We start from the raw sequence: 12,302 nt of genomic DNA, 5'->3' as shown, positions 1-12,302 counted from the left end.
TTTGCCGCGTACGGCTCAATCCTTGCGGCCCGCTGTCCAGCGCAGGCCCCAGCCCAGGCTTTCGTCGAGAAGCTTCTGGTCGCGCACGTAGTCGACAAGGCGCGTGGCCTTCAAGCGGCCACCGTCGTTTTCGATCAGCACGACCCCGCACAAGCGGCGATCGTCGCGCCCTTCGGTCATGCGCACCTCGATCGGCGGCTGATCGGGCATGGTTACGAGGACGACGCCGTCGGTCTGCTGCCAGTTCGGGACGCCGTCGTAGATATTGGCGAAAATGGCGACGCGCCGGATCTCGTTCCAGTGCGCGCCATTGATCCGCAGCGTTTCACCCTGCGAGACGTCGCCGGTCCGATCATCGCCGGACAAGGCGATGTAGGGCGGCTGCGCGAAGGCGCCAAAGACGTTGCCCAATGCCTGGACCACGCCCTTGCGGCCATCCGTCAGTTCGAACAGACAGCCCAGATCGAGGTCGATCGCCGATCCGCCGCCGAAGAACCCCTTGCGCCCGCGCGACCAGTTGAGGTTGACGGTGATTTCACCGAAGCTGCTCCCGCGCTTTTCCAGGCTTACCGTCTGTCCGCGCTTCTCCAGCGTCACCTTGCTCAGGTTCACCGGGGTGCTTGGCGCCGGGGGTGGGGCGGGCGGCGGGGCAGGGGGCGCCGGCGCGTCCTCGGCCACGTCGATGCCGAACGAGCGCGCCAGGGGCGCCAGGCCCCCGTTGAAGCCCTGACCGACCGCCCGGAATTTCCACTGTCCGTTGCGCAGGTACAGCTCGCCAAAGATCATCGCCGTCTCGCTCGCCCCCGCAAGCACGGGCCGGAAGGCGAGGTCGGGCGTTCCGCCGGAAGGCGCGACCGCAATGCTGGCGCCTTCGAGCAACGCCAGGGTCTGCCCCTTGGCGTGCGCTTCGTGGATGGTCACGCAAAACACCACCTTCTCAATCTCGGCAGGCAGGCGCGACGGCTCGATCTCAAAGGCACCCTGGCCCGAGCCCGGCAGGAAGCGGATCGCGCCACCACCGCCTTGCGGCTGGTTGTAGAACACCATGTCCGCGTCCGAGCGCACCTTCCCGGCACCCGTCAGCAGGTAGGCTGAGGCATCCGCATCGACATCCCTGCCCGCCACTGCGGGCCAGGCGAATGAAACCGCCAGAATGCCGGCCGGGACAGGCGCATTGCCGCCTTGCTGCAGATCAGTCATTGCGGGCCTTTGCTGGCGGTCACGCGCGGCACGCTCAAAGAGCGCCGAGAATGGCGGGCATCATGTCGTGGAACGTGCGGCCGGTGGGGCGTTCGCCCAGGGCTTTCATTTCCCATCCATCGCCGCTGCGCACGACTTTTGCCATCACCTGGCCGGTGTGCGATCCCGAACCGGACAGGTCGTAGCGCGCCAGTTCCGCGCCATTGGTCGAATCCACCAGGCGGCAGTAGGCGTTTTCGATCCTGTCGAAGCTGTCGCCCAGAAAGCTGTTAACGGTGAACAGCAGGGTCTGCACATTGGCAGGCACGCGGGTCAGATCGACGTTGATTACCTCATCGTCGCCATCGCCCGCCCCGGTGCGGTTGTCACCGCTGTGGACAATGCTGCCGTCGCGGCTGGCGAGCTGGCGAAACCAGATCTGGTCCAGCATGTTGGCTTGCGCGTCGAACAGCAGGCACGATGCATCGAGATCGATCTCGGCGCTGCCGCCGCCCGTCAGCTTGGCGAAGAAGCCCTTGGCCTGACGTACATCCCAGCCAAGACCCATCGCCACGCGGGTCAGGGTGCCGCCGCCGGATTTTTCCAGACGAACCGTCTGGCCTTTCTGCAGACTAACCACGCAATACCCTCGTTCATTGCAAAAATCGCTCCCCGTACGAGTACGGGCAATGCCTGATGTGACGCAAGAGAAAGCGATGTTAAAATTTCTGCTTCTCACTATCAACTTGCGTGATTATCGCGCTCCCGCCTTCTAGCGGTTTGACGAAGGCAGTTTTTTGACACGATACTGCCGTGGGGCAATTTTCTTCTGAAATGGATAGGCTGAACCGATGATGGTCGAAACTGACCGCCTTCTGGCGCTGCTCGACTATGTCGAGGCGACCGAGCGGGACCGTCTGCCCCCCGTGCTGGACATGGCCGACTATCGCGGCTTTCGCCGGGCAGGGGACGACCTCATCAAATTGCCCGGCGTGCTCGTCAACGTGCGCGACGGCGAAGACCACGTGTGGCTGAGCGTGGAGCGCCTCGTGCGTTGTCCGCCCCCGCCGCCCACGGATCCGCTGCTGCGCGCCTGGATCGACCTTCAGGACGACGTCGGCGCGGGGCCCACGCTGCGTCCGGAAATCCCTGATCCCCACCCCTCCGACGGTGCCGCAGGCAAGGACTGCGACGCCATTTTGCGGCTCAAGGATCATCCCGAACTGGCCCGGCTGGAGGGGCTGCTGGCGGGCTACGTGCGTGAAGTGTGGACGCCCTGGGCGTTGGAAGAACGGCCGCGTCGCCACGTGATCGATCTGTACAATAACCTTTTTTCCCTGCGCCAGACGCTCGATGGCGCGTCGGAACAGCCGGTCGAACTGATCTGCGGCATCGGCATTGCCCGCTGGACGCGTCACGGCGCGAAACTGCACCATCCGCTGCTGGCGGTGCCGGTGGAACTGACACTCGATGAGCGGACCCACGCCATTGCCCTGCGTCCACGCAGTGAATCGCCCACCAGCATCGAAAGCGCGCCGCTTGATGCGCTGCAGGCGCCGTCGGTGGACGAATGGCGCAAGGGCGCGCAGCAGTATTTCGATACCCTGGAGGGCGAGGGGCTCGATCCCTTCCAGGTGGAGAGCTTCGCACCGGTATTGCGACGCGCGGTGGCGCTGCTCGATCCCGACGGCCATTATCTTCCCGATCTTGGCGAACGCCGTCCACCCAGCGGCGATACCCTTCAGGTGGACGACCGCTGGTATCTGATCGAGCGGACGCGCCGCGCGACCCAGCTGATGGACGACTTGCGCCGTTTCCGCACCCAGATCGCGGCGATCGACGATCCGCAGCAGCTCCCGCCGGCGGTGCTTGCCTTGTTGCAGCCGCCGGCCGATGCCGCAAAGGCCGTCGAATATCCCGCCTATCGCGGCGTCTCGACGATTCCGGGCGTCACGTCCTCGGACGGATCGGGTCAGGACCTGTTCTTCCCCAAGCCGTTCAACCGCGAACAGGTGGAAGTGATCCAGCGACTGGCCACCCGTCCCGGCGTCGTTGTCCAAGGTCCGCCGGGCACCGGCAAGACCCACACCATCGCCAATATCATCAGCCACTATCTGGCGCAGGGCAAGCGCGTGCTGGTCACCTCGCAAAAGGCGCCGCCGCTCAAGGTTCTGCGCGAAAAACTGCCAGATGCGGTGCGCCCGCTTGCCGTGAGCCTTGTGGAAAGCGACCGCGAGGGGCTCAAGCAATTCCAGCAATCGGTCGACATCATCGCCGACCGCCTGCACCGCACCCGTCCCGCCGAAGTCATGCGCGAGATCGCCGCGCTCGACGCACGGATCGAGGCACTGCATCGCGGGCTCGCCGCGATCGACCGGCAGGTCGATGAAATCGGCCGGGCAGCGATGACCGCCGCCACTTTGGACGGGGCACGGATAGAACCGGTCGATGCGGCCCGGCGCCTCGTCGCCAGCGGGGAACTCGCCGGCTGGTTGCCCGATGCAATCGACGTGATCGCCTCGCACGATCCCGAATTCGACGATGCCACCGTCTCGCGCCTGCGCACCGCCCGCAAGGCGGTGGGGGATCGTCTGGCTGGCCTGCACCATGCGCCGCCGCCCGATACGCTGCCCGATGGGCACGCGCTCGTTGCGCTATACCACGATCTGGTCGAGGCTCAGCGTGTAGAGGCGGCGATGCGCGCGGTCGACGCGCTGGCACCGGACGCGTCGATCGAAGCGGTATCCGCTGCCAGGCAGGAGGCCGCCGACCTCAAGACCGCGCTGCAGGAACCCGATGCGTTGCCGTTCACCTGGTCGCGCGAAATTCTGCGTCGCTGGCGAGAGGATGACGATGACCCGATCCTGGCGGCATTGGCCGGGCTGGAGCCGCAGGTCGTCGCCGTAGCGGCGCAGGCGCGCCATTTCCTCGTTCGCCCGGTGGATCTGCCCGCCGATGGTCTGACCGACGCGTCGTTTCGCGAAACCGTCAGCCAGATGGCGCGGGGCGAGGAGTTGGGGCTGCTCCAGAACCTGTTCGCCAGGCAGCTCAAGGCGCAGGTGGCAAGCGTGCGGCTGTCCGGCCGGGCACCGTCCGGGCCGGCGGAGTGGGCCGATGTCGAACGCTATCTAGGCGCGCTGGACCAGGCGCAACGCCTTGCTGCCGCGTGGAACAACGTGAGCATGCAGGCGGGGCTCCACCCCGCGCAGGGCGTCGATCTTGCCATTGCAGACGGTATCCGGCGGCAGTTGGAGCATGTCGTCGAACTGCGGGTACTGGCGGAGCGCGAGCGGGCGTTGCAAGCGGGCGCGCGGCGGCTGGTGCCCGGATGGTCAGCGCGCATTGCCGGCGATATCGCCGGTCTGGACGCGCTGATCGGTCTTTTAGACCGCCACCTGCTCAGCGCCCGCCTGGCCGCAGCAGACGTCGAACGCAGGCGTCTGGGCACGATGCTTGGCGGTATTCAGGGCGCCATCGGCGAAGAATTGCGCGCGGTGTTCGACAGTGCCGTGGGTCTCTCCGCAACCGATGAGGCGGTGCTGGCGCAGCGCTGGACCGATGCGCTTGCTGAGGCGGCGTTGCTGCGTTCGCTGGCACCGCATTTTGTTGATATCCGCCAGTGCGCCTCCCTGATCGAGGAAAGCGGCGCCCCCTTCTGGGCGCAGCGCCTGCGCGAGGAGCCGGTCTCCGGCACCGAGGACCCGCTGACGCCGGGGGACTGGCGCGAACGCTGGACCTTGCGGCGTATCGCCACCTGGATGGCCCGGATCGACCGGCACGACCGGCTGCGTGCGCTTGGCGACGAGCGGACCGATCATGAAGGCCAGCTGCGCCGTGCGTACGAGCATGCGATCGAACTGCGGACGTGGTGCCGGCTGGCGGAAAAGGCGAGCGACCAGGTGCGCGCCGCGCTGGCCGCTTATGCCCAGTCCATGCGCAAGATCGGTCGCGGCACGGGTATCCGCGCGGGACGCTATCGCAAGGACGCGCGCGCCGCTGCCGACCGTGCCAAGAATGCCTTGCCGTGCTGGATCATGCCCCATTACCGTGTCTCGGAATCGCTGCCCGCGGAATTGGGGCTTTTCGATCTTGTAGTGATCGACGAGGCCTCGCAGTCGACGCTGGCGGCCTTGCCCGCGCTGCTGCGCGCCAAACAGGTGCTGATCGTGGGCGACGACCGGCAGGTCAGCCCGGATGCGGGTTTTCGTGAAGAGGCCAGGATGAACCAGCTGGCCGACCGCCATCTTGCCGGCCAGCTGGACGATTACCGCTCCGCCCTGCGTGAGGAAAAGTCCCTCTACGATCTGGGAACGGTGGTGTTCGCGGGCGGGGCTATCCTGCTCAAGGAGCATTTCCGCTGCGTGGGCCCGATCATCGAGTATTCGAAGGCGCAATTTTACGCCCACCAGCTGGTGCCGCTGCGACTGCCTTCGGCGTCCGAGCGCCTCGACCCGCCGCTGGTCGATATCCTGGTCGAGGACGGGTATCGCAAGGGCAAGATCAATCCGCCCGAGGTGGACTGCATCGTCGATGCCATCGGCCGCATCGCCGATGACCCGGCGATGGGCCACCGCTCCATCGGTGTCACCACCCTGCTGGGGCAGGAACAGGCAGTTGCGATCCTGACCGCGATCGAACAGGTGCTGGGCGCAGAAGTGATGCTGCGGCACGACATCCGCGTCGGCGAACCCGCCGCGTTTCAGGGCGACGAGCGCGACATCATGTTCCTTTCGCTCGTTGCCGAACGCGGCAGTTCCGGGCTTTCCGGGCTGGGGTATGAGCAGCGTTTCAATGTCGCGGCGTCGCGCGCGCGGGACCGCATGGTGCTGGTGCGCTCGGTCGAACTGGAAGACCTGCGCCCGTCGGACGCGCTGCGCCGCAGCCTGATCCAGCACTTCCACGCGCCGTACGCGGCGGAAACCGGCCTTGCGCAAGAACGGCGCAGCCGCTGCGAATCGCCGTTCGAGTGCGAGATGTACGATATGCTGGTGGAGTGCGGTTATCGCGTGGATACGCAGGTTCCGGTCGGCTCCAAGCGGATCGACCTGGTGGTCGAAGGCGCTGATGACAGCCGCCTGGCGATAGAGTGCGATGGCGATCGCTATCACGGCCCAGAGCAATGGCCCGATGATATGGCCCGCCAGCGTATGCTCGAACGGGCTGGATGGACGGTATGGCGCTGTTTCGCCTCGCGTTTCGTGCGTGAACGCCAGAGCGTGATCGACGAACTGGTCGGCGTGCTGGATGCGCGCGGCATCCTGCCCGAGGCCGGTGATCTGCCCCCCAGCCGCCATACCGAACATCGCCGCTGGCGCAGCACACCCGGGCACACCGAGCCGGTGCCGTACGCGTGGCTGGTGGCCGTCGATCCGTTCTGAGAGACCGTCAGACCTGTCCGCCGCGTTGGCGTAGCGCGCGCGCTATCGTGGGCATGACCGGATGTAAGGTGGGCATCCTCCAGTCCGCGATCTCGCCCACCACCTTGGCCTCGATGCCGTAATAGCCGTGCGGTGAGAGCGAGCCGCAGTCGCTGCGGTCCCGGTCGATGCCACCACCAGCGCCGGCACGCGCACCTTGTCCGGGTCCGCATCGAACACCGTCTCGCCGCTACCGCCCATGACCGATACGGATTCGCTTAGCACGACGCCGTTGATGCTGGCCGGCGCGGCATGGGCCGCGCCGTTCATCGCCGCGATCGCGCCCTGGCTGGTGCCCAGCAGGATCACCGGCGCGCGCGCCTGCGCGTGGGCGAGGCGCACGAGATCGCCGACACGCCGGGCGTAGTCCGGCCCGCTGCGGGCGCCCCGCAGGTTCTGGCCTGCTGCGCCGCCTAATAGCTTTCTGGTCGGCCCAAGCCGCGTTGGTGCGGCACGCCCGGTGTGCGGGCGTGACGAATGCGATTGTCAAAGCGCTTCCCGGTCGGATACGTAGCAGCGGGCACAGCGGCGGGGCAGTCGCTGAAAACAGGAGATCTGCGATGTTAAAGCATTCCGCAGTAATGGTTTCGGCCATTGCACTGTTCTTTGCAGCCGGCGACGCGACTGCGCAGCAGCGCGGCGCGCGCGCCAGCGGGGGCCAGAGAATGCAGGAGCAGGCCATCACCGACGTGCCGCGTTGCACCCGCAAGCTCGGCACTGTGTCGGTCGTCGACGGTGACGATCCCAGCGCCTGGACGCAATACTCACTGGCGCCGCCGCAAAAGCTGCTGAAGGTTCTTGTCCAGCGTTCCGGATGCTTCAATCTGGTCGATCGCGGCACCGGCTTGCAGGCGGCGGAGCGTGAGCGGCAGGTCGGCTCTCATCTTGGTCTCCAGCGCGGCTCCAATGTGGGGCAGGGCCAGATCAAGGCTGCAGATTACGTGCTGGTGGCCGAGATCCAGAGCGCCAACAGCAACGTCAGCGGAAGCGGTGTCGGCGGGGCCGTGGGCGGGCTGATCGGCGGCGGATTTGGCGGTCTTCTGGGCGGGATCAAAAGCAAGAAGATGGAAGCCAATACCGTGCTGTCGCTGACCAACGTGCGCACCACGGAGACGATCGCTACCCAGGAGGGCTATGCGGTCAAGAACAACCTCAGCTTCGGCGCGGGCGGCGCCGGCTTCTTCGGAGCCGGCCTTGCCGCAGTCGGCGGCGGTTATGACAACACGGACATCGGCCGGATGGTGACGCTGTCGTTCATCCAGGCCTATTCCAAGATGGTCGACGAACTCGGGCTGGTTACGCCGGGCGCAGCCGGGACCGCCGAAGCGGCGCCTGCCAAGACCTTTACGGCGCAGCGCCCCGTGATCATGCGCGCATCGGCTGCAGGTGCGGGGAAGATCATCCGCACCCTGCCTGCGGGCGCAACCGTATACCCCACCGGCAACAAGAGCGGGATCTGGTGGGAAGTCGCTGACGAGAACGACAATGTCGGTTGGGTTCTGAACACCGGGCTGGCGCCAACCCAGCATTGAGCGCGCGCCGTCCTGCCGGGAACGGGAGGACGGCGTTTCCCGCCAGTGCGACCGACACCCATTCGCGCGGCAGTCGGTATCGGCAGCACCCACGCCGCCTGGCGTCATGGTTTGGTAATCTCGCGGCAGGATAGTGCTGCCGCGATGGCCCAGACCGATCCTTCCATGCCGCCCCCGCCCGCCACCGCCTCCCGGCGCGCCTTCATCGCCGGGGGAACCGCTTCGGCTGCATTGATGTCGATCGGCGCGCGCGGTTCAACGCCGCTGCCACCCGGTCTGTTCTCCCTCGGCGTTGCTTCCGGCGATCCCGAACCTGCCAGCGTCATCCTTTGGACCCGCCTTGCCCCGCAACCCTTGGCACCAGACGGCGGGCTTCCCGGCGTCGCCGTCCCTGTACGTTGGGAAGTGAGCGACGATGAGGGTTTCGCCAGGATTGCGCGTGATGGCACGGCGCTGGCCGATCCGCGATGGGGCCATAGTGTCCATGTCGATGTGCAGGGCCTGCGCCCGGACCGCAGCTACTTCTACCGCTTCATCGCGGGCGGGGAAGTCAGCATGGCGGGGCGAACCCGCACGACACCTGCCGCCGGCGCGCCGGTGGATCGGCTGCGGCTGTGCTTTGCGTCCTGCCAGAAATATGAGGCTGGCTTCTATGCGGCATGGCGGCATATGGTCGCCGAAGACCCGCATCTCATCCTGTTTCTTGGCGATTACATCTACGAAGGCGCGCCGGGTAGCAAGGATGCGGTGCGCCTCCATCGCAATCCCGAGCCGTTCGATCTTGCAGGTTACCGCGCCCGCTACGCGACGTACAAGCTGGATCCGCTCCTGCAGGCCGCGCATCAGGCAGCGCCCTGGGCCCTGACATGGGACGATCATGAGGTCGCCAACGACTATGCGGCTGCGCTGGGGGAAGACAACGAAGATCCCGCCGTGTTCCTGCGCCGCCGCGCAGCTGCCTATCAGGCCTATTACGAGCATCAGCCCCTTCGGGCCAAGCCGCCGCGCGGACCCGACATGACGCTTTACCGTACGCTTGACTGGGGCGCTTTGGCCCAGTTGCAGATCATCGACGATCGTCAGTATCGTGGCGCGCGCGCCTGCCAGCCGCCGGAGCTTGTCGCCGCGCATAAACGCTATCTCGACAAGGTTCCGTTGCAGTGCGACGATCTGTTCGATCCATCGCGCACCATGTTGGGCAAAGCGCAGGAACACTGGCTGGACGAACGGCTGGCACGTAGTCAGGCCACGTGGAACATCCTGGCCCAGCAGACCCTGATGCATCAGTCCGCCGAACCGAACGAGGCAGGCGAGATGCGCTACTCGGCCGATAACTGGTCGGGTTATCCGGCTGCGCGGGATCGCATTTTCCGTCGTTGGGTGGAAGCCGGCACGCGCAACCCGCTGGCGCTGGGCGGGGACATCCACGCCTTCGCCGCCGCCGACATCCGCGATCCGGACAAGCCCGATCGCGCACCCATCGGCGCGGAGTTCGTCGGCGGATCGATCACGTCAACCCGCCCCGGATCGCAGTTCAAGCGCCTTGGCGCGCAGAACGGTCTCAGCTTCGCGGAAGATCAGGTGCGGGGCTATGGCAGGCTCGACATCGACCGGAACGGTGGCACGGTGACTTTCCGCGGACTTGCCGATGCACGGCGAGAGGACTCCACCATCGCCGACATCGCGCGGTTCTCGTTGGAGGCAGGCCGGCCAGGGCTTCATACCGAAAGCCTCTGACCGTCTGCGGTCGAATGGTTCAGGTTCCGTTCGGCGGGCTAGGCGGCGTGGACAAATTCCGCAGCGCCACGACTGGGGGCAAAAGCCGTTAGTCCGGCGAAGGCGTTCAGAATGGCGACCCCGCTCATGAGGCCCCTTCGGAAACGTCCCATGCTACGATGTGCGGCGGCTTTTTACCTGTGCGCCACCTAAGCGCGAATACGTAGTTAACTGCATGCATTGACAGCGTAATATTCCGCGGGCACAGCGACGTTTGAACTTAATCTGGCTTTGAGGGCGACTGTGCTACAAGAAAATGTTTTGGCCGATCAAGCCCCCGCCGTCCCAGCTACGGACCGGATTGCCATCGAAAGCTGGAACGACAAAGAGATAAGCGGAACTGTACGCAATGGTGACGCCGTTCGTCTCAACATCTACCTCGCAAACCGCCGTATGGTGTCGCTCGACGCGAGCGTGCCGCTTGTCCATTTCGACAATGCCACCTTCCAGGTAAACACTGAGTTTTTTCCCGCTGCCTGCCTGCGCGATATCAATCTGACAATCGAACATGCCGACGGTGCCATTTCGTCGTTTAATCCCAACGATGTACGCCACGTTTCGAACGCTGTTCCTCATAGCTTGTATGGGGGCATGTGGATCGACTATCCTGATTGGGAAGAGCGGCTGAACGAAAAACTGCGCGATGGCGTCGTAAGCGAGACAGTAGCCGAGCTTATCCGCACTTTCGTGGCTGATGGTTATGTCGTCATTCCGCAAGCTGTCTCTCCCGAGGTCGTAGCGCACGTCAACGATCGCATGCTGGATGTCTGGGCGGGTCAGGTGCCCGGCCATAAGATCGAAGTTTATGGCGAGAGCGTGCAGGTTGTTGACGTCGACAGCAAATATTACAGCCAAGCGCATAAGTTGCTGGATTCCTATGCCTTCATTCCAGAGGCGCAGCATGCCGCATCGGCACCGGCAGTCGTGGAGTTCATGTCGGCGGTTTTCGAAGACAAGCCGAAGGCCTTTCAACAGCTGACATTCGAATGGGGTTCGCAGCAGGCGATCCATAAAGATACCGCCTACGTGAAGATCGACGGCAATCCTATGTCGATGATGGCCACATGGGTCGCCCTGGAGGATATCACCGAAGGCACGGGCGAACTGGAATACTATGTCGGTAGTCACCGTTCTCCTGATTATATTTTTGGATCACTTTCAAAGTGGATGGAAGCTGCGCCGCAAGAACATGAGGATTTTCTAGCCGCCCTTCACGCAGATGCGGAGGCGTATGGCCATCGACGGGCGAAATTCCTGCCCAAAGCTGGCGACGTGCTGATCTGGCACGCAGATCTGGCGCATGGCGGCAGCGCGGTAACGCGCCATGGCGTCACGCGCCGCAGCCAGGTGACGCACTTCACCGCAGCGAAGAATGCGCCCTATTACAGCCGTTGGTCCGGGTTTGCTTCCAATGTGCGCAACGGCGTTGAATTTGTATCCAGTTACTCGAACGTCACGCCTGATTGACGTTCTTACCAGCACGGCGGTGCGGCTTCAGTATAGGGAACCGCGCTGCCATCAGGTCGCGCCGAAGGTCCACCCCTCGGTTGCCGCAAGCTTGGGCGTCAGTTCGGCTGGGTTCCATAGCGCCTGGCGCGGGGCAGCGACGCGCAGCCATGCGGCGGTGACCAGCGCATCGGCGCTGTGATCGTCGATCGGCCCGGTTTCAAGCGTGGCTGCGTGTGATCCCAGTGTGTTCAGCGCTGTGTTCACCGCAGCCCAGTCGGTCATCTTGGCGCGCCCGGCGGTGCGACCGGCTTCCATCGCGGCGAGCGTGGTGTAGATTTCCGTCACCACCGAACCCGACACCGGCAGCGGGTCGATCGGCCACACGGGCAAGGCCCCGTCCAGCCGGTGCAACAGGCGCATGCCGGTGAGGCTGGACTTGCCCACTTGCGCGGCGCCCACCAGGTTGAAGTTGGAATAGGGCCGGCAGCCCATGCGCGCCTGCGCCGCTTCGGCCACGCGCATCCGCCCGCGCTTGTGCGCGGCCCCCGGATGGTGGAACAGCGCGCCTTCGCGCCCGCCGTGGCGGCGGAAATAGGCGCTGAGGTCCACGTGGTCGACAAAGCTGGTGGCGGACAGGTGCGGGTCTGCGGCGCACACCGTGTCGACCAGCGCCCACAACGCGCGCGCATCGAGCGGGCTGTGCGCCCAGCCGGGAAAGAACGCGCCGGCATCGGCAAACGGCAACGAAATGCCAAGGTCCATGCCCACCAGCGTGTCGGGCGGCAGGCGGTGGAGCAAAAGGTCCAGCACATCCGCGCGAGACCAGCGGGCGTGGCAGGGCGGTGCGATCAGCCGGGGCGCGTCATGGCCCGCCGCGCATAGCGCCACGGCGATGCCCTTGTGCCGCTCACCCACTGCGCCCGACCAGTCGATTGCCATGAAGTGCCTG

8 protein-coding genes are annotated in these 12,302 nt (G+C 65.3%); 4 read left to right on the top strand and 4 right to left on the bottom strand.

Annotation, left to right across the window (positions count from 1 at the left end; genetic code table 11):
• Positions 1–15 precede the first annotated feature (15 nt).
• Positions 16–1,200, bottom strand: a complete 1,185-nt coding sequence (locus ASE49_RS08750) for a TerD family protein (protein ID WP_056770595.1) — start codon at positions 1,198–1,200, stop codon at positions 16–18.
• A gap of 34 nt (positions 1,201–1,234) precedes the next feature.
• A complete protein-coding gene (locus ASE49_RS08745; RefSeq protein ID WP_056770593.1) occupies positions 1,235–1,819 on the bottom strand; it encodes a TerD family protein in 585 nt (194 codons plus the stop codon).
• A gap of 211 nt (positions 1,820–2,030) precedes the next feature.
• Between ASE49_RS08745 and ASE49_RS08740 the strand changes: the two genes are divergently transcribed.
• Positions 2,031–6,557, top strand: a complete 4,527-nt coding sequence (locus ASE49_RS08740) for an AAA domain-containing protein (RefSeq protein ID WP_056770590.1) — start codon at positions 2,031–2,033, stop codon at positions 6,555–6,557.
• Positions 6,558–6,599: 42 nt separating this feature from the next.
• Here ASE49_RS08740 and ASE49_RS18200 read toward each other — a convergent pair whose 3' ends face one another.
• Positions 6,600–6,938: a hypothetical protein gene (locus tag ASE49_RS18200; RefSeq protein ID WP_156370221.1), complete on the bottom strand. Its 339-nt coding sequence runs from the start codon at positions 6,936–6,938 to the stop codon at positions 6,600–6,602.
• A 218-nt stretch (positions 6,939–7,156) separates the two neighbouring features.
• Here ASE49_RS18200 and ASE49_RS08735 point away from each other — a divergent pair, with 218 nt between their 5' ends.
• The 3 genes from ASE49_RS08735 to ASE49_RS08725 all read left to right on the top strand — a co-directional run bounded on the left by ASE49_RS08735 (position 7,157) and on the right by ASE49_RS08725 (position 11,371).
• On the top strand, positions 7,157–8,128 hold the full coding sequence (locus ASE49_RS08735; RefSeq protein WP_156370218.1) for a CsgG/HfaB family protein: 972 nt from the start codon (positions 7,157–7,159) through the stop codon (positions 8,126–8,128).
• A gap of 144 nt (positions 8,129–8,272) precedes the next feature.
• Positions 8,273–9,865, top strand: coding sequence for an alkaline phosphatase D family protein (locus tag ASE49_RS08730; RefSeq protein WP_056770584.1), 1,593 nt, complete (start codon positions 8,273–8,275; stop codon positions 9,863–9,865).
• 300 nt (positions 9,866–10,165) lie between these two features.
• Complete coding sequence (locus ASE49_RS08725; RefSeq protein ID WP_056770582.1) at positions 10,166–11,371, top strand: phytanoyl-CoA dioxygenase family protein; 1,206 nt, start codon at positions 10,166–10,168, stop codon at positions 11,369–11,371.
• A gap of 51 nt (positions 11,372–11,422) precedes the next feature.
• On the opposite strand, the gene ASE49_RS08720 is transcribed toward ASE49_RS08725, so the two are convergent.
• Positions 11,423–12,292, bottom strand: a complete 870-nt coding sequence (locus tag ASE49_RS08720) for a hypothetical protein (RefSeq protein ID WP_056770578.1) — start codon at positions 12,290–12,292, stop codon at positions 11,423–11,425.
• Positions 12,293–12,302 lie beyond the last annotated feature (10 nt).

It is taken from the genome of Novosphingobium sp. Leaf2, assembly GCF_001421325.1.
Lineage (GTDB): Bacteria > Pseudomonadota > Alphaproteobacteria > Sphingomonadales > Sphingomonadaceae > Novosphingobium.
This window is presented reverse-complemented; position numbering and strand designations above follow the sequence as displayed.